A 23075-nucleotide genomic window follows, 5' to 3' on the forward strand; every position below is an offset into this window, starting at 1 on the left:
CGAGGGCCAGCGGTACGGCGACGAACGGCTCGGGGACCAGTACCGGAACCTGCCGCCGGAGCTGCGGAACGCGCTGTACCAGTACACGGTGCAGTCGATGCCGAACGCGTTCCTGCGTCCCGGCGCCGACCTGCCCGGCTACCTGAACCACCTGCAGGGCGAGTACGGCACGGCGTGGGCGCTGAACAACATGAACGGCGGCAACGGCCTGCCGACGCTCGACACGCTGAACCAGTGGGCGTCCAACCCGAACCTGACGCCCGACCAGCGCGCGCTGGTCGACCACGTGATGTCCGCGCCCGATCCGGCGGATCGGCTCGCGCAGATCGCCGGCAACGCGAACTACTGGTCGTTCCTGCACGGGTACTTCGGTGAGACGCCCACCGTGGACGCGTTCAACGCGCGCGTCGGCGAGCTCGACCAGGCGCTGAACCAGCCGCTGCCGGAGCCGGTGCAGACCGAGCGCGGCCTGCACGACGTGAGCTTCATGCGGCTGCCCGACGGGACGGCGCTCGGCCCGCGCGACGCGCAGCTGCTCGTCGGGACGGTCCAGACCGAGCCGGGGTACATGTCGACGTCCCTCGGACGCGACCCCGCCGTCGTCGACAACAACCCGTTCGGCTACCGGATCCACATGGACCTGCCGGAGGGGTCGCGCGGCGTGTGGATGGGCGGCGAGAGCGCCTACCCGGACCAGCGCGAACTGGTCCTGCCGCGCGGCACCCGCTACGAGATCACCCATGTCGACCCCGACGCCCGGGACGCCGACGGCAACCCGATCGTCGAGATCCGCGCCACGGTGATCCCGCCGGACCCGGACCCGGGCGCGCCCGGCACGGGAGGCACGCCGGCGCCGAACGGCGACGGCTCGTGGCCCGGCGGCGCACCGCCCAACCCGGGCCCGGCGCCCAGTCCAGGACCGGCGCCGAACCCCGGCCCGGCCGGTCCGGGGTCGGCCGACCCCGGTTCGTCCCCGTCGGGGCCGTCGCCGCGGTTCCGCTCGACGCCGCCGTCCGACCCGGGTTCCGCGCCCGGGACTTCCGGCTGCGGTAGGCGGCGAGCGTCCGCAGCGGCTCACGGCCGCGCTCGGCCTCCAGGCGGGGACGGCCACCGCCGCCCCCGCCCAGGCCGCCCCGGTGCAGGCCCCCGGCCCCGGCAACCCCGGCCAGCTCCCCGCCAAGGTGAGCGCCAAGGAGTACAAGGCGCTCGTCGGCCAGGCCAAGGCGCAGCAGGACGCGACCGCCTCCCAGCTGAAGCTCGGCGACAAGGTCGAGTTGAAGGCGAAGACCGTCGTCAAGGACAACGACGGCACCACCCACACCCACTACACGCGCACCTACGACGGGCTGCCCGTCCTCGGCGGCGACCTCATCGTCCACCGGGCCCCGTCCGGCTCGATCACGCGCGTCACCCAGGACGCGACCCGCCCGCTGAAGGTCGACACGGCGCCGAAGACGCTCGCGTCCACCCGTCCGGCGACACCGGAGGCGGCGGGCAGCGTCACCCCGCGCAAGGTCGTCTGGATGGCGGACGGCGAGCCCGTCCTCGCCTGGGAGACCGTCGTCGGCGGGACGCAGCGGGACGGCACCCCCAACCGGCTGCACGTCGTCACCCACGCCCTCACCGGCAAGAAGATCATCGAGTGGCAGGGCGTGCAGACCGGCACCGGCAACAGCCAGTACTCCGGCACGGTCCAGCTCGGCACCACCAGCTCCGGCGGCTCCTACGTCCTGCGCGACACCGGCCGCGGCAACCACGACACCACCAACCTCAACGGCGCCACGTCCGGCCGGGGCACGCTGTTCACCGACAGCGACGACGTCTGGGGCACCGGCTCGCCGAGCAACCCCCAGACCGCGGCCGTCGACGCCGCCTACGGCGCCGGCGAGACCTGGGACTTCTACAAGAACGTCTTCGGACGGTCCGGCATCCGCGGCGACGGCGTGGGCGCCTACTCGCGCGTCCACTACAGCAGCGGCTACGTCAACGCCTTCTGGGACGACTCGTGCTTCTGCATGACGTACGGGGACGGCCAGGGCAACAGCAGGCCGCTGACCGAGCTGGACGTCGCCGGGCACGAGATGACGCACGGCGTCACGTCCAACACGGCGGGCCTCATCTACCAGGGCGAGTCCGGCGGGCTGAACGAGGCGACGTCCGACATCATGGCCACCGCCATGGAGTTCTGGTCGAACAACGCCAGCGACGTGGGTGACTACCTCATCGGCGAGAAGCTGAACATCCGCGGCAACGGCGCGCCGCTGCGGTACATGGACCGTCCCAGCAAGGACGGCAGCTCGCTCGACAACTGGTCGCCGAACGCCGGGAACGTCGACGTCCACTACTCCTCGGGCATCGCGAACCACTTCTTCTACCTGCTGTCCGAGGGCAGCGGCTCGAAGGTGATCAACGGCGTCCAGTACAACTCGCCGACCGCCGACGGGCAGCCCGTCACCGGCATCGGCCGGGAGAAGGCCGCGGCGATCTGGTACAAGGCCCTCACCGAGGAGATGCGGCCGACCACCGATTACGCCGACGCGCGCCGCGCCACCCTCGCCGCCGCGTCCGGCCTGTACGGGGCGACCAGCGCCGAGTACGCCGCGACCGCCAACGCGTGGGCCGGCGTGAACGTCGGCGGCCGCGTGGACGACCCGGGCCCCGGCGACCCCGGCGACCCCGACCCGAGCGGGACGTGGACCGTCGGCACCGCCTACAACGTGGGCGACGTCGTCACCTACGACGGCGCGTCCTACCGGTGCCTCCAGGCGCACACCGCCCTGCCCGGCTGGACCCCGCCGAACGTCCCCGCCCTCTGGGAGCAGGTCTGACCGCTCGCTCCGAGCCACGGCGTCCCCTCTCCGGGGGCGCCGTGGCCGCGAGCCCCTGCCGCGCGGCTCAGCGGAGGGGCACCAGGCACGCCATCTGGTTGTCGGCCTCGATGGCGCGTGCCCATCCCTCCGCGTTCTCGCACTCCTCCTCCGGGTCATGGGTTTCGCCCGGCTGATCCCGCCCCCAGTGGACGATGAGGGTGGCCTTGTACTCGGCGGCGGGAGACCAGCAGGGGACCGCGGCCAGGTCGCCGCCGACGTCGGTGGCGCACTCCCGCAGATCGACCCCGGAGGCCCCGCCGCTCAGCAGTCCGCTGAGCCAGACGGAGTACGGCTGGGGATAGACGTAAAGGAAGGCGACCGTGGCCACGAGCACGAGAATGCCCGCCGCGCTTGCCCATGCCTTGTTCGGTGCCGCGTCGCTCCCCGGCAGCGAACCCCTGAACCCGGAGGCGGGCTCCTTCGTACGCGCGGGACGGGCCTTCGCCGTCTCGGCCGCAGGACGGGGACGAGGTTCCAGCAGTGTCGCGACGCGCGTCCGGTGCCGGGTGACGACCTCGGTGACGGCCTCCGGCAGCCACCCCCGCCCGGCGCCGTCCCCATCGGGCGGGGGTGGCCCGGTGAGCTCCTCCAGGATCCGCGAGGTCGACGGACGGGCGGCCGGATCCTTGGCCAGGCAGGCCGCCACCAGGCCCGTCAGCGGCTCGGGCACCCCCGCCAGGTCGGGTTCGGCGTGCACGATCCGGTAGATGACCGCGTGGCCCGGCCCCTCCCCGAACGGGCTGCGGCCCGTCGCGGCGAACGCGAGGACGCAGCCGAGCGAGAACACGTCGCTCTCCGGCCCGGCCGGCCGCGCCGTCGCCTGCTCGGGCGACATGAACGCCGCGGTGCCCAGCACCGCGGACGTCTGCGTGTACGACGTCGCGTCCAGGGCGCGGGCGATGCCGAAGTCGATCAGCCGGGGCCCGTCCTGGGCGAGGATCACGTTGGCGGGCTTGAGATCGCGGTGCACCAGCCCGCACGCGTGGACCGCCGCCAGCCCCTCGGCCAGCCCGGCGCCCAGCGCCGCGACCGACTCCGCGGGAAGCGGGCCGTGGTCGGCGACCGCCCGGTGCAGGGACGGCCCGGCGATGTAGGCGCTGGCCAGCCAGGGCGGGTCGGCATCCGGATCGGCGTCCACGACGTGCGCGGTGTAGAAGCCGCCCACCTTCCGGGCGGCGGCGACCTCGGCGGCGAAGCGGCGGCGGAACTGCTCGTCCCCGGCCAGCTCCGGCCGGGCGACCTTCACGGCGACCGCGTGGCCGCCGCGCGAGCGGCCCAGGAACACCTGCCCCATGCCGCCCTGGCCGAGGCGACCGTACAGCCGGTAGGGGCCGACCCGGGCCGGGTCGCCTTCACGCAGGGGGTCTGGCATCGTCCCGCTTCCACTCGGACGGCGCGTACGCGGTCGCTCCAGATGATCTCAAAGGAGCGGGGCGCGCGGCACTCCCGCCGGGCACGGCGTGACGCCCCCGCGGACGGTTCCACGGGGGCATCGCGAGCGGAGCGGCCGGCGGCCGGGGATCAGCCGAAGCGGCCGGTGATGTAGTCCTCGGTGGCCTTCTGCTCCGGGTTCGCGAAGATCTTGCTGGTGTCGTCGATCTCGATGAGCTTGCCCGGCTTGCCGGTGCCGGCGATGTTGAAGAACGCCGTGCGGTCGCTGACCCGGGCCGCCTGCTGCATGTTGTGCGTGACGATCACGATCGTGTACTGGGTCTTCAGCTTGTCGATCAGGTCCTCGATCGCGAGCGTGGAGATCGGGTCGAGCGCGGAGCACGGCTCGTCCATCAGCAGCACCTGCGGCTGGACGGCGATCGCGCGGGCGATGCACAGCCGCTGCTGCTGCCCGCCGGACAGCCCCGCGCCGGGCTTGCCGAGCCGGTCCTTGACCTCGTTCCACAGGTTGGCGCCGCGCAGCGACTCCTCGACGATCTCGTCCAGCCGGGACTTGCGCCGCACGCCGTTCAGCTTCAGCCCGGCGGCGACGTTGTCGTAGATCGACATGGTGGGGAACGGGTTGGGCCGCTGGAACACCATGCCGACGACGCGGCGCACCGCGACGGGGTCGACGGACGAGTCGTACAGGTCCTCGTCGTCCAGCATGACCTTCCCCTCGACGCGCGCGCCCGGGATGACCTCGTGCATCCGGTTCAGCGTGCGCAGGAAGGTGGACTTGCCGCAGCCCGACGGCCCGATGAACGCGGTCACCGAGCGCGGCTCGATCGTCATCGAGATGTCCTCGATGGCGTGGACGCCGCCGTAGTAGGCGTGGAGCCCGGAGACGTCGATCCGCTTGGCCATGGGGTTTTCCTTTCTGAGGGTCAGCGGCTCGTGGGCGCGGTGCGCCGGGCGACGAGGCGGGCGACCAGGTTGAGCAGCATGATGATCCCGATCAGCACGAGCGCGCCCGTCCAGGCCCGGTCGATCGAGTGCTGGTTGGGGTCGGCGGCCTGCTCCCAGATGAAGGTGGGCAGGGACGCCTGCGGGCCGGTGAACGGGTCGTTGTTGATCGCCTTGGTGAAGAAGATCGTGAGCAGCAGCGGCGCGGTCTCGCCCATCACGCGGGCGACGGCCAGCATCACGCCGGTGACGATCCCCGTCATCGCCGTCGGGAGGACGACGAAGCAGATCGTCCGCCAGCGCGGCACGCCCAGCGCGTAGGACGCCTCGCGCAGGTCGTTCGGGACGAGCTTCAGCATCTCCTCCGCGGCGCGCACCACGGTCGGGATCATCAGGATCGTCAGCGACAGCGCCCCGGCGAAGCCGGAGAAGCCGAAGCCCATCGTGAGCAGCCACAGCGCCAGCACGAACAGGCCCGCGACGATCGACGGGATGCCCGTCATCACGTCCACGGTGAAGCTGATCAGCTTGCCGAGCCGCCCGTTGCCGGCGTACTCGACCAGGTAGATCGCGGTGAGCAGGGCGAGCGGCACGGCGATCACGGTGGTGATCGCGACCTGCTCCAGGGTGCCGATGATGGCGTGGTAGGCGCCGCCGCCGGGGTCGCTGCCGCTGACCGCGTTCATCGAGAACTGGAAGAACGTGGGGTCGAGCCGCTTGGCGCCGTTGACGACGACCGTCCACAGCACCGAGACCAGCGGGACGACGGCGAGCGCGAACGCCAGATAGACCAGCCCCTGGACGAGCCGGTCCTTGATCTTGCGCCCCGCCGACACCGAGGTGAGGCTCCCGCCCTTGCGGGTGGAGACGGTGGTCACGCGAACTCCTTCCGCCGGGCGACGACCGCGCGGGCGGCGATGTTGACGACCAGGGTGATCACGAACAGCACGAGGCCGGAGGCGATCAGCGCGCCGCGCCCGGTGACGGACGCCTCGGCGAAGCTGTTGGCGATGTTCGCGGCGAACGTCGCGCCGCCGTTCTCCAGGAGGTGCCAGTTGATCCCGGGGACGAACGTCAGCACCATCGCGACGGCGATCGTCTCGCCCATCGCGCGGCCGAGGCCGAGCATCGAGGCGCCGATCATGCCGGACCGCCCGTACGGCAGCACCGCCATCCGGATCATCTCCCAGCGGGTCGCGCCGATCGCCAGCGCCGCCTCCACGTTGGCCCGCGGGACCTGGAGGAACACCTCCCGGGAGATGGACGAGATGATCGGCAGGATCATGATCGCCAGCACCACCGAGGCGGTGAAGATCGAGTTCTTGCCGGGGCTGTCGCCGCCGAACAGCGGGATCCAGCCGAGGCCCGCGTTGAGCGCCTTGCTGATCCCCTCCATGTGCTGGGACAGGAACGCGAGGCCCCACAGGCCGTACACGATGCTGGGCACGGCGGCGAGCAGGTCGACGACGTAGCCGAGCCCGGACGCCAGCCGGCGCGGCGAGTAGAACGAGATGAACAGCGCGATCCCGATCGCCACCGGCGTCGCCATGAGCATCGCGAGCAGCGACGAGATCACCGTGCCGAACGCCAGCTGCGCGATGCCGAACTCCGGCGGCGTCGCGTTCGGGTTCCACTCCTCGCTGGTGAGGAAGTTCGCCTCGTTGGCCCGCAGGGCGGGGATCGCCTTCCAGATGAGGAACGCCGCGATCGCGGCGACGATCGCCAGCACGGCGATGCCGGAGCCGCGGGCGGCCCCGGCGAAGATCTTGTCTCCGGCCCGTCCGGTGCCCATCGCCGCGGCGGCGCGGTCCCGGGTGCCGGCGCGCGCCTCGACGCCGGTCTCGGTGGTCATGGGGGAACCTCCTTGGATGACGTCGGAACCCACGTCGGCCCCGCCGCCGAGGTCGTCGGCGGCGGGGCTGCGGGAACCGTCGCGCTCGGTCAGGACAGGGCCTTCACGGACGCCTGGACCTTGGTGAGCACGCTCTGCGGCAGCGGGGCGTACCCGAGGTCGGTGAGGATCTTCTGACCGTCCGCGCTGGAGGTGTAGGTGAGGAAGGACTTGACGAACCCGGCCTGCTCGGCGGGCAGCCCCTTCTCACACGCGATCTCGTAGGTGACCAGGACGATCGGGTAGGCGCCCGGCTCCTTGGTCGTGTAGTCGATCTCCAGCGCGACGTCGTTGCCGGTACCGGTGACCTTCGCCCCGGCGACGGCCTTGGACGCGCTCTCCGGCGACAGCTCGGTGTACTCGCCGGCGCCGTTCTTCACGTGGGCGGTCTGCAGCTTGTTGTTCTCGGCGTACGACATCTCCACGTAGGAGATGGCGCCCTGGGTGTTCTTCACCTGGCTGGTGACGCCGTCGGACTTGGCCGCGCCCTGGCCGGTGGAGTTCGGCCACTTCTTGGCCTTCTCCCAGGTCCAGACGTTCGGGACGACCGTGTTCAGGTAGTTCGTGAAGTTGTCCGTCGTGCCGGACTCGTCCGAGCGGTAGATCGGCTTGATGTCGGAGGCGGGCAGCTTGGCGCCCGCGTTCTCCCCGGCGATCGCGGGATCGTTCCACTTCTTGATCTTGCCGGAGAAGATCTTGGCGATGTTCTCGGGCGACAGCTTCAGCCCGTCCACGCCCTGCACGTTGTAGACGACCGCGACCGGGCCGACGACCATCGGCAGGTTCAGCGCGGCGCCGCCCTGGCAGCGCTTCTGCGCGGCGGCGGCCTCCTCGGGCTTGAGCGCCGAGTCGGAGCCGGCGAACGACACCTGCCCGCTGGTGAACGCCTGGATGCCGGCGCCCGAACCGCTCGGGTTGTAGTTCAGGTTGGCGCCCGCGCACTTGCTGGCGTAGAGCTTCGTCCACTCCTCGATCGCGTTCTTCTGCGCGCTCGACCCGGCCGCGTTGACGCTGGCCTTGGCGCAGTCGATGTCGCCGGCCGGCGCGCTGCTCGAGCTCGCGGTCGTGTTGTTGTCGCTCCCGCAGGCGGACAGGGCCAGCGCGCCCGCGACGACCACACCGCCCAGGGCGGCGAGTCGGGAACCGTTCTTCACCGGAGGGTCTCCTCTTAGATTTCGTCGGCCGGGTCTGCCCGCGCCGTCTTCGCACACCGTCGTGAGGCGTGTCGGACGGTGGGTTCGCCGTCGAATGCGACGCTAAGCAGGCGAGGTGACCAGCCGCCCCGATCCAGGTGAACGGCAGATGAACGCGGCCGAGCACGATCACGAAGAATGCCCCGATTTGGGATGGACGCCGGGTTAACGGCGCAGCTCAGGCAGCAAAAAACCCGGTCGAGACTCGCTCAACCGGGTTTGGCGCCGGGGGTGCCGGGGGTCAGGCGTACATGACGTCGACGGCGTACCGCGTGAAGCCCAGCGACTCGTACAGGCGGACCGCCGCGACGTTCGACTCGTCCACGTACAGCATGATCTGGTCCATCCCCATGGACCGCAGATGATGCAGACCCACCAGGGTCAGGGTGCGCCCAAGCCCGAGGCCCTGCGCGTCGGGATCGACGCCCACGACGTAGACCTCGCCGATCTTGCCGGGGTGCACCTTCGTCCAGTGGAACCCGGCGAGCCGCCCCTCCCGCTCGGCGAGGAAGAACCCGGCGGGATCGAACCAGCCCTCGGCCTCGCGCGCCCGGACGTCGTCCATGGTCCAGGCCCCCTGCTCGGGGTGGTCGGCGAAGGCCCGCGCGTTCACCGCGAGCCACGCCTCCTCGTCCCGCCCGGGCTCGAAGGCTCGAATGCTCACCCCGTCGGCGACGCGCGCCTCGGGCAGCGGATCGGACGCCGGACGACGCATCTGGAACAGCGCACGGACCCGCGCCATCCCCTCTGAACCCGCCAGCGCCGCCGCAGCCGGAAGATCGCCATGCGCCCACACCCGCACGGACCCGCCGGCCTCCTGACGCAGCGCCCGCAGCAGCACGCGCCCATGCCCCCGGCGCCGGAAATCCGGATGGACGACCAGCTCGCCCGCCGCGGGCTCGTCCTCCGAAGCCGGGTCGTAATGCGCGTAAGCCACCACGGACCCGCCCTCGGCGACCGCCAAGCCCGACCGCCCACCACGCAACGCCAGCAGGGCATGCTCCGACAGCGGCCCGACCCCGTCGGCCCGCTCCGCCGCCTCGACCAGCGCCAGCGCCTCCGCGACCTCGGCCTCACCCAGCGTTCCGCGCGCCCGCAGCTCACCCACGCCGCCACCCTATGCGCCGCGACCACGGGGAAGATCGTCCGGGGGTCCTGATCGATTTGTCACAAAAACGTCACCGCGCCGCCGGGATCCGTATGCCGGGCGAACCTACCGTCCGCAGAATGACTCGACGACGCACCATCCTGGCCTGCGCCGCGGCGGGGCTGACCGTCATGGGACTGGCCGCGCAACCCGCCGCCGCCCACCCCGCGCCGACCGCGTCCGTGCGGCTCCTCGCGCTCAACGACTTCCACGGCAACCTGGAGCCGCCCTCCGGAAGCTCGGGCAGGGCCGTCGACGAGGACGGCAACACCGTCTTCGCGGGCGGCGCCGCCTACATCGCGGCCCACCTCAAGCAGCTGCGGAACCGCGACACCCTCACCGTCGCCCAGGGCGACCTGATCGGCGCCTCACCGCTGATCTCCGCCGCCTACCACGACGAGCCCTCGGTGCAGTTCCTCGGCAACATCGGCGTCACGGCCTCCGCGGTCGGCAACCACGAGTTCGACGAGGGCTACCAGGAGCTGCTGCGCATCCAGAACGGCGGCTGCCACCCCGTCGACGGCTGCTCGCCCGAAGGCGCCTGGCCCGGCGCGAAGTTCGACTACCTCGCCGCCAACGTGCTGAAGGAGCAGGGCCGCCCCGCCATGAAGCCGTGGACGATCCGCCGCATCAACGGCGTCCGGGTCGGCTTCATCGGCGTCGTCACCAAGACCACCCCGAGCATCGTCACCCCCGAGGGCGTCAAGGGCCTGACGTTCGACGACGAGGTCGCCGCCGCGAACCGCGCCGCCCGCGAGCTGAAGCGCCGCCACGTCCGCGCGATGGTGCTGCTCGTCCACGAGGGCGACCAGGTGAAGGACGGCTCCCGCCCCGACGAGTGCGGCATCGTCCCCGGCGCCGGCTCGCGCATCGCGCGGCAGGCCGACCCGGAGATCGACATGGTCCTCTCGGGCCACACCCACCAGCAGTACATCTGCTCGGTCGAGGACCCGAACGGGCAGCCGCGCCTGTTCTCCTCCGGCTCCTCCTTCGGCCGCGTCATCACCGAGGTGAACCTCAAGGTGAACCGGCGCACCGGCGACATCGTCCGCTCCTCGGTGAAGGCCGACAACCACGTCGTCACCCGCGACATCAAGCCGGACCGGCCGACGGAGACGTTCGTCCAGACCTGGAAGGACCGCGTCTCCGCCATCGCCGACAAGCCCATCGGCAAGATCACCGCGGACCTGACCCGCACCCCGTCCCCGGCGGGCGAGACCGCGCTCGGCGACGTCATCGCCGACGCCCAGCTCGCCGGCACCAAGGACCTCGGCGCCCAGGTCGCCCTGATGAACCCCGGCGGCGTCCGCACCGACCTCACCTACGCCGAGAGCGGCTCCGAGGGCGACGGCGTCGTCACCTACGGCGAGGCGTTCGCCGTCCAGCCGTTCAGCAACGTGATGGGCGTGACGTCCCTGACCGGCGCGCAGCTCGACGCCCTCCTCGAACAGCAGTGGACGTCCGCCGGCGAGAAGATCCTCCAGCCGTCGGCGAACCTGCACTTCACCATCGACCGCGCCAAGCCCGTGGGCGACCGCGTCTCCGCCATCACCATCGACGGGACCCCGATCGACCCGTCCACCACCTACAAGGTCGCCGCGAACAACTTCCTCCTGGGCGGCGGCGACGGCTTCACCGTCTTCACCGAAGGCCAGAACCAGGCCCTGGGCGCCGTAGACCTGGACACCTTCGTCGCCTACTTCAACACCCAGGGCACTATCGCACCCCCACCCCTGAACCGCATCACCGGCCAGTAAGACGCCACCAACCCCACCCCAAAGAAACAGCGTGGCCCGGACCGCCCAGCGGCCCGGGCCACACCCGCCTCACTCAAGGACCTCAGCCACCGGTCGCGGGCAGGCACGCGGAGCGAGCGCCAGCGAGCGCAGCGGGCCTGCCCGCCGAGCCGGGCGACCGCAGCGACACGCCGCGAACCTGCACGGTCGCAACACACCCGCACCGTGGCGTGAGGATCGACCGGCTCGTGACGGGGGGATTGGGGGGTCGCCCCCCCAATGAATCACGCGCCGAAGAAGTGGACCGCGTAGTAGACGACGGCGGCGACCAGGGCGGCCGCCGGCATGGTGAGGACCCAGGCGACGAGGATGTTGCCGGCGACGCCCCAGCGGACGGCGGAGAGGCGCTTGGTGGCGCCCGCTCCCATGATCGCCGAAGTGATCGTGTGGGTGGTGGAGATTGGAGCGTGCCAGATGAACGCGGTGGTGTAGAGGACGACGGAGGCGGTCGCTTCGGCGGCGAAGCCCTTCGGCGGGTCGACTTCGATGACCTTGCGGCCGAGCGTGCGCATGATGCGCCAGCCGCCCGCGTACGTTCCGGCGGACAGGGCGCCCGCGCAGACGATGACCACCCACCAGGGGACGGTGCTGCCGTCCGCGTGCCCGGTGGTGACGAGCGCGAGGACGATGATGCCCATGGTCTTCTGCGCGTCCTGCAGGCCGTGCCCGAGCGCGAGGGACGCGGCGGACATGGTCTGCGCGATGCGGAACCGGCGGCCTATCCGGCTGGGGTTGGCCCGCCGGAAGATCCACAGGATGGCGACCATCGCGAGGTAGGCGAGGCAGAACCCGACGACCGGTGACAGCACCATCGGGACGGCGACCTTCTCGACCACGGTGTGCCAGTTCACCGACGACAGCGAGGCCAGGCCGGCGCCGACCACGCCGCCGATGAGGGCGTGGGAGGACGACGACGGCAGCCCGAAGTACCAGGTGATGAGGTTCCAGGTGATGGCGCCGAGCACGCCCGCGGCGACGACGGTGAGGCCGTGCAGCCCGGACGGGGGAGTGATGACCTCGCTGACGGTCTTGGCGACGCCGACCCCGAGCAGCGCGCCGATCATGTTCATGGCGGCGGCCATGCCGAGCGCGACGCGCGGTGTCAGCGCGCGGGTCGAGACGGCGGTGGCGATCGCGTTGGCGGCGTCGTGGAAGCCGTTGGTGTAGTCGAAGACCAGCGCCACGACCACGACGAGGACGAGGACGGCCATCTGCGCGTCGGACCGGAGCCCGAGCGCGCCGCCGAGCATGACCAGCAGGATGCCGGCCAGCAGCAGCAACCAGGCCCGGCCGGTGACCCGGCGCGTGGCCTGCTCGCCAAGGGAGGCGGGATCGTCCTCCGCGGACGGGTCCCGGGTGACGGTCACGCCGGGATCCTTGGCTGCGCTCATGATTCCTTGACCGCGATGGTCTCGACCGTGTTCGCGACGTGCTCGAACGCGTCGGCGGCGTCCTCCAGCCGGTCGATGACCTGCTTCAGCTTCAGCACGGTCAGCGTGTCGTACTCGCCGCTGAACAGCTGTGCCAGCAGCTTGCGGTACACCTGGTCGCCCTGGTTCTCGAGCCGGTTGATCTCGATCCAGTACTCGTTGAGCTCTTTCATCGAGCGCAGCCGCGGCATGGCCTCGGCGGTCAGCTCGGCGGCGCGCTCGAGGACCTCCACCATGGCGACGATGCCCTTGGGGAACTCTTCGATCTTGTAGAGGACGACGAGGTCGGCGGCCTCCTCCATCTCGTCCATGACGTCGTCTATGGACGAGGCGAGCTGGTAGATGTCCTCGCGGTCGAACGGCGTGATGAACGTTTCGTTCAGGCGGCGCATGATCGCGTGGGTGCATTCGTCGCCCGCGTGCTCGCAGGCGCGCATCTTCTCCGCGATGGCCGCCCGGTCGGCGCCGTCGCTGATGAGTTCCACGAGGAGCCTGGCGCCGGTGACCAGGTTGTTCGCCGAGTCGGTGAACATGTCGTAGAAGCTGTCCTCACGCGGCGTGAGACGCAAGCGCACGTCGTTCTCCTGATGTGCTGGAACAGTCCGCAGAGGATCGTAGGCGCTACCCGCCGTAAAAAGAACCTTTGCCCCAGCTTCGGCTGGTGTCACCCATCCTCTCACCTACAAGATTGCCCTAGATCGGCAGGTACATACCCTTGCCGCTGCGGGCTATCTGGAGGAAGGCCCGCCGGTTGCGGGCCTCCCGGCGACCCGGCGGGCCGGGCTAGGGTGACCGGAAGTGAGATTCCTTACATCGCCCGCCCGTGACCTGCGGCGGGACGGCGGTGACGGGGGCCGGAAATGACGAACCGGGGACGCCCCGAATCTCGGCGTCCCCGGATCCAGCGAGCCCGGGACCTGCTTCTAGTCCTGCGGCGTCAGCTCGCGACGACCGGCTTCGTCGGACCGTACTCCGAGCACCATGTCGATTTCCGCGATGGTCAGCGGCCGCTCTGCCGCCGCCACCGCACTGAGCATCTCGGCATAGAGTTCGATCTCGTCCAGCGCAACACGGTCGTGGACGCGCAGATCAAGGTTCTGGCGCACCGCGTCCACCTCCCGTTCGTTCCCCACACCCAAGTCGAGGCTACGCGCACGCCCCCGACGGGCACATGACCCAAGAGGGCCATTCGAGGGCCACCCTGACGACTGGTCTTCCCGGGTGATGCCCATCTGATGCCACCGTCCCGCCAGACGGGGGACGTCCAGCCGCTCAGGCGCCGGCGCGCTTCATTGTGGGGGGCGACCCCCCACACCCCCCGGAAGGGGTTCCGCGCGGGCACCTTCGCTGCGCTCAGGTACCCGCGCGGAAATCGCCGAGCAGCTGCTCAAGCGGGGTTTCGGGGAGGTCGCGGGCCGTGAGGCGGGCGACGGTCGCGGCGTTGACGTCGGCGCCGGCGAGGCGGGCCGCCTGGCGGGCCACCGTCTGCTCGAACAGGGCGCGGACGGTCCGGGCGTAGGCGAACCGGGGGTCCTCGCGCATCGCGGCGAAGCGGGACAGCAGCTCGACGCGCAGCTCCTCGTCCAGCATGTAGAGGTCGCGTTCGGCGTAGCTCTGGAACAGCCGCACCATGTCGCGGTCGCCCATCCCGGTGAACTCCATGACGCGGCCGAACTCCGCGCGGAACGCCGGGTTGCCCGCGAGGAAGCCCTCCATCTCCGCCGCCGGGCTGGAGCAGACCACGATGAACCGGGCGCCGGACTGGTGCATCCGGCGGAGCAGCTCGTCCACGACGGCGGGCGCCCGGTCGAGCCGGTACGCCTCCTGGATGAGCAGCACCCCGCCGAGCGCCTGGTCGACCATGGCCCCGACGCGGTTGCGGGTGTCGACCTGGTCGCGCCCGGCCAGATGGACGGGACGGCACGCCACCACGTGCCCCGACTGCAGCAGCCCCAGCGCCGCGTAGACGCCGCCGACCAGCCCCGCCACGGTCGTCTTCCCGGTGCCGGGTGGGCCGGTGAACACCAGGTGGCGGGGGTCGTCGCCGGACACGCCGTACCGCGCGCGGTCGGCGGCGAGCGCCGCCTCGTCGGCCAGTTCGTGCACCGCCGCCTTGACGTCCTCCAGCCCGGTGAGCTGGTCGAGCTGGCGCAGGTAGCCGCCGATGTCGCCGGGCGGCCGCAGCGCGGGCTCGATGCCCTCCGCGACGCCCGCGAGGTCGTCCGGGGTCAGCACGAGCCGGTCGTGGGACGCCCCGGCGCGCTCCATGTTCCGCTGCGCCGCCTGGTCCAGGTACGCCTCGACGAGGCGGGCGTTGACCAGGTCGCCGGGACCGCGGAGGCGCTCCAGGTCGGCCCGGACGGCCTCCAGCGCCGCCGCGCCGATCGTCACGCGCCGCTCGTCCGCGAGCAGGTGCAGCAGCGTCATCCGGTTGTCGAGGTCGCCGAAGTCGGGCAGCCGGTGGACGCGGAACGCCTGCACGAGCTTCGGGTGCTCCTGCAGCAGCCGCCGGTACGCGCGCGGCTCGCACGTCGCGATCACCGGGGTGGTGTTCACCGGGTCGCGGCGGGCGCGGCGCACCGCCCCGACGACGGCGCCCGGGTCGGCGGCGTCGGCGATCGCGACGTCCAGCCGCTCGAACAGGATCACCGGGCCCGGCTGGGCGAGCAGCTGCCCGATCCGCTCCGGCGGGGCGTTGCGGACGTCCTCGGCGTCGTGCGCGCGGATCGACCCGTCGCCGAGGCCCGCGTTCGCCAGCGTCAGCGCGATCATCCGGGACAGCCGGCGCTGGCCCGAGTGCGGGTCGCCGACGAGCAGCACCGCGGGCACGCCCGACTTGATCGCGCTGGGCGCGCCGTCCACGCGGGTCGCCTCGGCCTGGTCGCCGGTCGGCTTGTTCCACTCCTCGGCCTGCGCCCGGACGTCGCCGAGCAGCACCGACGCGTCGTGCTCCCCGTAGACGAACCCGAACCCGAACCGCTCCAGGACGCGGCGGGTGCTGCGGTCACTGGGCGGCGGGATCTCGTCGACGGGGCGCTCCGGGGACGGCGTGTCGTCCAGGAAGTCGAAGTCGCCCACCATCGTCTTGGACATGACCTTCGTCCCCGGAGGAGGCGCCACGGAGCCGCCGGGGGCGGGCTGCGGTGCCGCGGGCGGGTCGTCCTCGAGGTCGCCGGGGCCGAGGATGCGCGTCCCGGGCGGCTGGTTCGCCGGCGGGGGAGGCGTCGGGGTCTGCGCGGGCGGGCCGGGCTGCGGCGACCCCTGGCCCTCGACGCGCGTCGAGTACGCGTCGAACGTGGTCGCCTGCGGCTCCGGCGGGGCCGCAGGCGCGGGCGGTTCCGGTTGCCGGACGGGCGGCGGCGGGGGCTGCGCCTGGACCGGCGCGGGCGCCGGTGCCGCGCCCGCCGGCTGGTAGCCGAGCTGCGTGTACGGCGGGACGAAGTCCTCGTCCTGCGCCTCCTCCTGTGGGGAGAAGCCGCCGAGCTGCGGGTCCGGCTGCGGAGCCGCGGCCTGCACCGGTGCCGGGTTCTGGACCGGCGGGGGCGGCGCCGGGCTCTGCATGGGCGCAGGCGGCTGCGCAGGCGCCTGTACAGGCGAGGGCGGCGGCGCGGCGGGGCCGGGGCGCTGGAAGCCGAGTTCGGTGTAGGGCGGGGCGGCGCTCGCCTCGTCCTCGCCGGAGGGCGTGCCGAGCAGCGGATCCGGCGAGGCGAACGCGGCCTGCTGGCCGGGGCCGGGCTGCTGGTGCGCGGCGGGCGCGTCCTCCCGGCCCGGCTGCGCGGGCGGCTGCACGAACGGCCGGTCGGGCTCGGACGGCGCGCCCTGCGGCTGCGGCGGCGCGCCGGGCGCGAGGCCGGGCTGGCTCTGCATCGCGAGCGGCGACGGCTGCGCCGGGGCCGGGTTCGGCTGCGGCGTGGCCATCGTGGACGCGGCCGTGGCGCGGGCCCGGTTGCGCCCGATGATCCCGGCGATGATCGCGGTCGGGACGGGAAAGCCGCGCGGCCGGGCGGGCATCCCGCCGAGCCGGCACCACGCCAGGTCGGCCTCGTACATCGCGGCCAGCAGCGACTCGGCGCCCTGCCCGGACCCGGCCGCCGAGCGCAGCGGCTCGGGGAGGCGCATGTCCGAGGGCCAGAGCCGGCGCAGCGGATGCCCCTTCTGCTCCGCCACCGCCTGCACCGTGTACCGGATCTCCGGGTCCAGCCACGGGACGATCGTGCCGACCATGTCCTTGCGGACGACGTTCAGGTCGGCGGCGAGCAGCGCCGCCGCCACCAGGCGGGGCTCCAGGTAGGCGGGGTCGGCCGGGTCGCCGGACAGCTCGGCGATCAGGTCGCTGAGCGTGTAGAACGCGTGGCGGAAGTTGTCCCCCGGCGAGCTCTCGTTCCGCAGCGACGGGACGAGGTGCGGCGGGCAGCGGGTGAGCCACTGCTGGACGATCGCCTGGTCGCCGTACGGCAGCGCGCCGTAGTCGACGGTCGGGTTGGCGAGCGTGGTGCTGAGGATGGCGAGCAGGGCGTCCGCCCGCATCTGGAACCGGACGTCCTCGCGGAGCGCGCTGGCGACGGCCCACATCGTCCGCAGGATGACGACCGCCGCGTCCACCCGGCTGGCCCGGAGCCGCTCCGCGTACAGCGCGACGAGGCTCTCCAGGGTGGGCGGGGTGAGCCAGCGCGGGCCGTCCACGTCGGGGAGGGGGCGGGCCCGGTAGGGCTTCCAGAGGTCGAGCATCTGCGCGTCGAGCCGCGCGTCGAACGCCGGGGCGGCCGAGCACCACAGCATCACGCCCCACGCGGCCGCGACGGTCGAGGGCGTCTCGCCGGTGAAGTCGGGCCACCAGTGCGGGTAGTCGGGGGCGGCGAGCGTGGCGGCGGACTCGACGGTCGACCGCACGCGCGAAGTCAGGTCGGTCGCGAACCCGTGCCCGACGAACGGCAGCCCCTTGGGCGGGTCGTAGCCGAAGTCGGGCCCGGCCGGGACGACGTGCGGCGGCAGGTTCGGCACCTGCCCGGCGCCCTGCTGCGCGGGCCTGGCCGCCATCCGGACGGCGGGCGTGCGGGGCGGCGGGCACAGGTACCACTGGCCGTCGGACGGGTGCAGCCGGTACCAGCGGGCCCACGCGCCGAACAGCCACCACGTCCCGTCGGGGAGCACGAGCATGCGGCCGCCGATGGCGTGGTGGCGCTGCTGCGGGGGCGCCGACGGCCACCACGCGGCGGCCACCATCGCCCGCGTGTCGCGCTCCGCCTCCGTGAACGGATCCTGCCCCCGCTGCGGGCTGGGCGGCGGAGCGCTGCCATAGCCCGGTCCCCACACCACGATGGTCATCGTAGTCAGCAGAACCCGCCCGGCGGGTTCCTGACCGGCGCGGAAGCGGCGTCGTCGCAGGTCAGCGTGAGATCAAGGAGGGCTTGACGTCACTGCCACTCGGCGGCGCGGTGCCGCTCGGCCTTCTCCATGTAGACCGTGGGCGTGTGCTCCAGGACGAGCCGGTCGTCGTCGGTCAGCTCCCGGACGATCTTGCCCGGCGTCCCGGCGACCAGCACCCCGGCCGGGATCTTCTTGCCGGGCGGCACCAGCGCGCCCGCCGCGATCAGCGTGCCGGCCCCGATGCGGGCGCCGTTCAGCACGATCGCGCCGATCCCGATGAGCGCGCCGGTCTCGACGTGGGCGCCGTGCACCATCGCCTTGTGGCCGAGGCTGACCCGGTCTTCCAGGACGGCGGGCATCCCCGGGTCGCAGTGCAGGCAGCTGAGGTCCTGGATGTTGCACTCGTCGCCGACGACGATCTCCTCGTCCTCGGCGCGCAGCACCGAGCCGTACCAGACGCTGGACGCGCGGCCCAGCGTCACCCGCCCGACGACGACCGCGCCGGGGGCGACCCACGCCGACGGGTCGATCTTCGGCCGGTCCGCGCCCAACGCTCCCAGGTAGCTCATGCCGCCGATGCTAGGACGCGGCCCGCCCCGCCCGGGGACCGGGGGGCATCGGATTTGACCGGATTGGATAGTTTGTCGAGCCTGTCGGCAAGAAGAAACGGCAGCAAGAAGCGTGTTCCGGTTGCGCGAAAGGGGTGGACCGGACAAGAGTCGTCCTGACGTATCCGTGCGTCCGTGTGGTACGTCCGTATCCTGTGGGCCCGCTCAGGCGGGTGAGGCTTGTTATCGCGTCCGACCCTGACGGGGTGATGACCCCCGCCAACGACCCCCCAAGGCACCATGAGCAACGAAGCCGAGATCCTGCCCAACCTCCTCCAAGACGAGTCGTTCGAGATCGTCATGCGCGGCTACAACCGCCGCCAGGTCGACGACTACATCGCCCGCGCCCAGCAGAAGCACCGCGAACTGGAGGCGCGCCTCGCCCGCGCCCAGGACGACGGTGAGCGCCTCCGCCGCGAGATGGCCGAGCTCAGGGAGGCGCGCAAGCCCACCGGCGACGACCTGAGCGACCGCCTCCGCCAGATCATCAACCTGGCCGAGGACGAGGCCCAGGACAAGGTCGCCCAGGCCGAGGCCAAGGGCGCCGAGATCCGCGAGGACGCCGAGCACGAGTCCAAGCGCATCATCGACGAGGCGCGCGCGCACGCCGACAAGAACCTCGCCCAGGCGCAGGAGAAGGCCGACCACGTGCTCGCCTCCGCCAAGAAGGAGTCGGAGAGCGTCCTGTCGTCGGCGAAGCAGGAGGCCGAGCAGACGGTGACGAGCGCCCGGCTGGAGGCCGAGCGCACCCTCACCGCGTCCGAGCGCCGCGCCAGCGTGATCAACGAGGGCGCCACGCAGCGGCTCACCGCGCTCACCAAGAACCACACGCAGGCCCTGCAGCGGCTCACCGAGATCAGCGACACGCTGCACCGGCTGCTGACCGCCGAGAACGAGGCCGGCCCGCTGGAGAAGATGGTCGAGGACGCCGTCCGGCAGAGCAGCCCGCGCAAGCAGGCCCCGCCCGCGCAGCCCGCGCCCGCCGCCAAGCCGGCGCCGGTCGCCACGGCCAAGCCGGCCACGGCTCCGGCGCCCGCGTCGCCGAAGCCCGCGTCGGCCCCCGCCCCGGCCCCGAGCCCGGCGCCCAAGCCGGCGTCGGCCGCCGCCCCGCCCGCCGCGCCGTCGATCAAGAAGCCCGAGCCGACGTCCGCCGAGCCCGCGGGGCCGTCCGCGCCGTCCGGGGCGTCCGCGCCGTCCGCCTCCGCCGCGCCGCCGCAGGCCAAGCCCGCCCCGCGCCCGGTCGAGGACGCCGCCCCGGTGCACCCCCCGGTCCCGCCGCAGCAGCCCCGCGGCCCGATCGAGCTGTAGCGGAGCCGGGCCGCGGCACCGGCCCGTCCGCCCGGCGGTGCGCCCTCCCCTCGCGGGGACGGGCGCACCGCCGTCCGCTTTGTAGGATCTTCGCCGTGAGGAAAAGGACCCATCCGCGGGGCGGGACGGCCCGCCCGGTCAGGCTTCTCGGCGACCCTGTGCTGCGCACCGAATGCGACCCGGTCCGGACGTTCGACGCCTCTCTGGAGCGCCTCGTCGACGACATGTTCGTCACCATGTACGAGGAGGAGGGCGCCGGGCTGGCCGCGAACCAGATCGGCGTCGGCCTGCGCCTGTTCGTGTACGACTGCGAGGACGACAAGGGGCGCCGCCACATCGGCCACGTCGCCAACCCGGTGCTGGTCGCCGCCGACGGCGAGCAGCTCGTCGAGTCGGAGGGCTGCCTGTCGGTCCCCGGCCTGCGGTTCGAGACGCCGCGCCACGCGCACGCCGTCGTCGAGGGCGTGGACGTGAAGGGCAGGCCCGTCCGCGTCGAGGGCACCGGCTACTTCGCCCGCTGCCTCCAGCACGAGTGCGGCCACCTGGACGGCCGCGTCTACATCGACGTCCTGTCCGGCGACGCCCGCCGCGAGGCGATGCGGGCCATCCGCGCCCTCCAGCGCTGACCCCCGCCCGCGCGGACTCGCCTACCCTGTCCAGTCGCGCTTCCAGTCGGACCGGGGGCGGCGCTCAACGTATCCTCGGCCGCCATTCAGGGGACGTTCAGGTTCGGCTGGAATCCTCGGCGATGATGTGGAGGGGGACTGGGCATTGTCTGAACGGACGGCGAACGGCGGCGGCAAGGCGACGGCGGAGGCGACCCTGCTCGTCGTCGAGGACGAGCCCAACATCCTGGAGCTGCTCGCCGGCAGCCTGCGCTTCACCGGGTTCGACGTGGTCACGGCCACGAACGGGGCGGACGCGGTGCAGTCGGCGCGGCGGCACCGCCCCGACCTGATCGTGCTGGACGTGATGCTGCCCGACATCGACGGGTTCGACGTCGCGCGGCGGCTGCGGTCCGGCGGCGACCACACCCCGGTGCTGTTCCTGACGGCGCGCGACGCCGTGCAGGACCGCATCAAGGGGCTGACGATCGGCGGCGACGACTACGTCACCAAGCCGTTCAGCCTGGAGGAGGTCATCGCCCGGATCCGGGCGGTGCTGCGCCGGTTCCGCGGCGGCGCCGCCGAGCCGCCGCCCCGGCTGGTGTTCGCGGACGTGGAGCTGGACGAGGACAGCCACGAGGTGTGGCGGCGCGGCAGGCCCATCCAGCTGTCCCCGACCGAGTTCAAGCTGCTGCGCTACTTCATGGCCAACGCGGGCCGCGTCGTGTCGAAGGCGCAGATCCTCGACCACGTGTGGAACTACGACTTCCGCGGCGACGCGGGGATCGTGGAGTCGTACGTGTCCGCGCTGCGCCGCAAGGTGGACAACGCCGAACCGCGCCTCATCCACACGCTGCGCGGTGTGGGGTACGTCCTGCGCGAACCGTCGAGATCGGGCTGATGTCGCGGTCGCCGCGCCGCGCCCTGGAGCGGCTGTGGGGGCGGACGTCGCTGCGCGTCAAGCTGATCGCCGGGATGCTCGTGCTCGTCACGTTCGGGATGACGGTGATGAGCGCGGCGGGCGCGTCGGTGCTGCGCCAGTACCTGGTGGGCCGGGCCGACGACCAGCTGCGCAGCTCGGTGGGGCGGGCGGTCGAGCAGGTCGTCCCGCAGCTGCGGCGCGGCGAGGTCAACATCGACGTGCGCATCCCGAGCGAGATGTACGGGCAGGTCCGCACCGACGACGGCCACGCCCTCGGGCAGAACCCGGCGTGGAGCGAGACCGGCCACCCGAAGCTGCCCGCGGACCTGCGCGAGCACATCGACCGGCCGTTCACGGTGCGCGGCACCGGCGGTTCGCAGTGGCGGATCCTCGCCGAGCCGATCCCGGGCGGGATCATCGTCCTCGCGTTCAGCATGGACGAGGTCGACCGCACGGTGCAGCGGCTCGTGGTGATCGACGCGATCGTGGGGCTGCTGGTGCTCGGCGTCCTGGTCGCGCTCGGCGTGTGGGTGGTGCGGGCCAGCCTGCGGCCGCTCGCCGCGGTCGAGGAGACGGCGGGCGCGATCGCGGCCGGGGACCTGTCGCGCCGCGTCCCGCAGGCCGACCCGCGGACCGAGATGGGGCGGCTCGGCCGGTCGCTGAACACGATGCTCGGGCAGATCGAGGCGGCGTTCGGGGCGCGTGCCGAGTCGGAGGCGGCGGCGCGGCGCTCGGAGGAGACGGCGCTGCGCTCGGAGGAGCGGATGCGGCGGTTCATCGCGGACGCCAGCCACGAGCTGCGCACGCCGCTGACCGCGATCCGCGGCTTCGCCGAGTTCTACCGGCAGGGCGCGGCGCGCAGCCCCGCCGAGCTGGACCGGCTGATCGGCCGGATCGAGGAGACCGCGTCCCGGATGGGGCTGCTGGTGGAGGACCTGCTGCTGCTCGCCCGGCTGGACCGGCAGCGCCCGATCGAGCGGCGCCCGGTGGACCTGCTCGCGGTGGCCGCCGACTCCGTCCAGGAGGCGAGGGTTCTCGCGCCCGAGCGCAAGATAGACCTGTCCGTCGAGGGAGGGCTGGCGTACCAGGTGCGGGGGGACGAGCCGCGGCTGCGCCAGGTGCTCGGGAACCTGCTGTCCAACGCGATCGCGCACACGCCGGAGGGGACGCCGGTCGACGTCCGGCTCCAGCCGGGCACGCTGCGCGGCGGGCCGGCGGCGGTGATCGCGGTCGCCGACCAGGGCCCCGGCCTGTCCGCCGAGCAGGCGGAACGGGTCTTCGAGCGGTTCTACCGCGCGGACGAGGCGCGGTCCCGCGACTACGGCGGCGCCGGGCTCGGCCTCGCCATCGTCGCCGCGCTCGTCGCCGCCCACGAGGGCATCGTGGAGGCCGACTCGACGCCGGGCGGGGGCGCCACGTTCCGGGTCGTCCTGCCGCTGGCCGATGACTAGCCCCTGCCGGGTGGACGGATCGTTCGGCGGAGACCTGGGTCACATTCAGGCAATGTTCAGGTAAGTGCGCTTAGGTGGACGGACAGGGCGCGCCCCGGTCTCGACGGGGAACGGGAGTCCGCGCCCTGGCCAGCTCACCCCCGGGTCGCC

17 protein-coding genes and 1 pseudogene are annotated in these 23075 nt (G+C 72.5%); 7 read left to right on the plus strand and 11 right to left on the minus strand.

Going from position 1 to position 23075, the window contains the following annotated elements:
- Positions 1 to 289 precede the first annotated feature (289 nt).
- Both AB0K34_RS05455 and AB0K34_RS05460 read left to right on the plus strand, forming a co-directional pair.
- Positions 290 to 745: pseudogene (locus tag AB0K34_RS05455) on the plus strand (ADP-ribosyltransferase); the annotation flags it as partial.
- 436 nt (positions 746 to 1181) lie between these two features.
- Complete coding sequence (locus AB0K34_RS05460) at positions 1182 to 2828, plus strand: M4 family metallopeptidase (RefSeq protein ID WP_364545845.1); 1647 nt, start codon at positions 1182 to 1184, stop codon at positions 2826 to 2828.
- 67 nt (positions 2829 to 2895) lie between these two features.
- Here AB0K34_RS05460 and AB0K34_RS05465 read toward each other — a convergent pair whose 3' ends face one another.
- From AB0K34_RS05465 to mshD, 6 genes are all read right to left on the minus strand, one after another.
- Positions 2896 to 4242, minus strand: coding sequence for a serine/threonine-protein kinase (locus AB0K34_RS05465; RefSeq protein ID WP_364545847.1), 1347 nt, complete (start codon positions 4240 to 4242; stop codon positions 2896 to 2898).
- A gap of 149 nt (positions 4243 to 4391) precedes the next feature.
- Positions 4392 to 5168 (minus strand): phosphate ABC transporter ATP-binding protein PstB, encoded by a 777-nt coding sequence (gene pstB / locus AB0K34_RS05470; protein WP_131943583.1) that lies wholly within the window; start codon positions 5166 to 5168, stop codon positions 4392 to 4394.
- Positions 5169 to 5188: 20 nt separating this feature from the next.
- Positions 5189 to 6085 carry a phosphate ABC transporter permease PstA gene (gene pstA, locus AB0K34_RS05475; protein WP_138639412.1) on the minus strand — a complete coding sequence of 299 codons (897 nt, stop codon included), beginning with the start codon at positions 6083 to 6085 and terminating at the stop codon, positions 5189 to 5191.
- A complete protein-coding gene (gene pstC / locus AB0K34_RS05480; RefSeq protein ID WP_240808276.1) occupies positions 6082 to 6999 on the minus strand; it encodes a phosphate ABC transporter permease subunit PstC in 918 nt (305 codons plus the stop codon). Before pstC ends, pstA begins: the two co-directional genes overlap by 4 nt.
- Positions 7000 to 7148: 149 nt before the next feature.
- The gene (gene pstS / locus AB0K34_RS05485; RefSeq protein WP_138639410.1) at positions 7149 to 8252 is read right to left on the minus strand and encodes a phosphate ABC transporter substrate-binding protein PstS; all 1104 of its coding nucleotides are present in this window, start codon (positions 8250 to 8252) and stop codon (positions 7149 to 7151) included.
- A gap of 280 nt (positions 8253 to 8532) precedes the next feature.
- Complete coding sequence (gene mshD / locus AB0K34_RS05490; protein ID WP_138639409.1) at positions 8533 to 9399, minus strand: mycothiol synthase; 867 nt, start codon at positions 9397 to 9399, stop codon at positions 8533 to 8535.
- A gap of 119 nt (positions 9400 to 9518) precedes the next feature.
- On the opposite strand from mshD, the gene AB0K34_RS05495 reads away from it, so the two are divergent.
- Complete coding sequence (locus AB0K34_RS05495) at positions 9519 to 11195, plus strand: bifunctional metallophosphatase/5'-nucleotidase (RefSeq protein ID WP_301176797.1); 1677 nt, start codon at positions 9519 to 9521, stop codon at positions 11193 to 11195.
- 263 nt (positions 11196 to 11458) lie between these two features.
- On the opposite strand, the gene AB0K34_RS05500 is transcribed toward AB0K34_RS05495, so the two are convergent.
- From AB0K34_RS05500 to AB0K34_RS05520, 5 genes are all read right to left on the minus strand, one after another.
- Positions 11459 to 12625: an inorganic phosphate transporter gene (locus AB0K34_RS05500; RefSeq protein WP_138639407.1), complete on the minus strand. Its 1167-nt coding sequence runs from the start codon at positions 12623 to 12625 to the stop codon at positions 11459 to 11461.
- Positions 12622 to 13239 (minus strand): DUF47 family protein, encoded by a 618-nt coding sequence (locus AB0K34_RS05505; RefSeq protein WP_138639406.1) that lies wholly within the window; start codon positions 13237 to 13239, stop codon positions 12622 to 12624. Before AB0K34_RS05505 ends, AB0K34_RS05500 begins: the two co-directional genes overlap by 4 nt.
- Positions 13240 to 13587: 348 nt before the next feature.
- Positions 13588 to 13779, minus strand: a complete 192-nt coding sequence (locus AB0K34_RS05510) for a hypothetical protein (protein ID WP_089327902.1) — start codon at positions 13777 to 13779, stop codon at positions 13588 to 13590.
- A 238-nt stretch (positions 13780 to 14017) separates the two neighbouring features.
- On the minus strand, positions 14018 to 17989 hold the full coding sequence (locus tag AB0K34_RS05515; protein ID WP_364545853.1) for an AAA family ATPase: 3972 nt from the start codon (positions 17987 to 17989) through the stop codon (positions 14018 to 14020).
- An 89-nt stretch (positions 17990 to 18078) separates the two neighbouring features.
- Positions 18079 to 18600 carry a gamma carbonic anhydrase family protein gene (locus AB0K34_RS05520; RefSeq protein WP_138642286.1) on the minus strand — a complete coding sequence of 174 codons (522 nt, stop codon included), beginning with the start codon at positions 18598 to 18600 and terminating at the stop codon, positions 18079 to 18081.
- A 279-nt stretch (positions 18601 to 18879) separates the two neighbouring features.
- Between AB0K34_RS05520 and AB0K34_RS05525 the strand changes: the two genes are divergently transcribed.
- The 4 genes from AB0K34_RS05525 to AB0K34_RS05540 all read left to right on the plus strand — a co-directional run bounded on the left by AB0K34_RS05525 (position 18880) and on the right by AB0K34_RS05540 (position 22925).
- Positions 18880 to 19947 carry a DivIVA domain-containing protein gene (locus AB0K34_RS05525; protein WP_364545856.1) on the plus strand — a complete coding sequence of 356 codons (1068 nt, stop codon included), beginning with the start codon at positions 18880 to 18882 and terminating at the stop codon, positions 19945 to 19947.
- A 95-nt stretch (positions 19948 to 20042) separates the two neighbouring features.
- The gene (gene def / locus AB0K34_RS05530) at positions 20043 to 20573 is read left to right on the plus strand and encodes a peptide deformylase (RefSeq protein ID WP_171069458.1); all 531 of its coding nucleotides are present in this window, start codon (positions 20043 to 20045) and stop codon (positions 20571 to 20573) included.
- A 145-nt stretch (positions 20574 to 20718) separates the two neighbouring features.
- On the plus strand, positions 20719 to 21453 hold the full coding sequence (locus AB0K34_RS05535) for a response regulator transcription factor (RefSeq protein WP_301176953.1): 735 nt from the start codon (positions 20719 to 20721) through the stop codon (positions 21451 to 21453).
- On the plus strand, positions 21453 to 22925 hold the full coding sequence (locus AB0K34_RS05540) for a HAMP domain-containing sensor histidine kinase (protein WP_301176954.1): 1473 nt from the start codon (positions 21453 to 21455) through the stop codon (positions 22923 to 22925). The genes AB0K34_RS05535 and AB0K34_RS05540 overlap by 1 nt, the downstream gene beginning before the upstream one ends.
- Positions 22926 to 23075: the final 150 nt, after the last annotated feature.

Source organism: Actinomadura sp. NPDC049382, assembly GCF_040677125.1.
Taxonomy (GTDB): Bacteria; Actinomycetota; Actinomycetes; order Streptosporangiales; family Streptosporangiaceae; genus Spirillospora; species Spirillospora geliboluensis.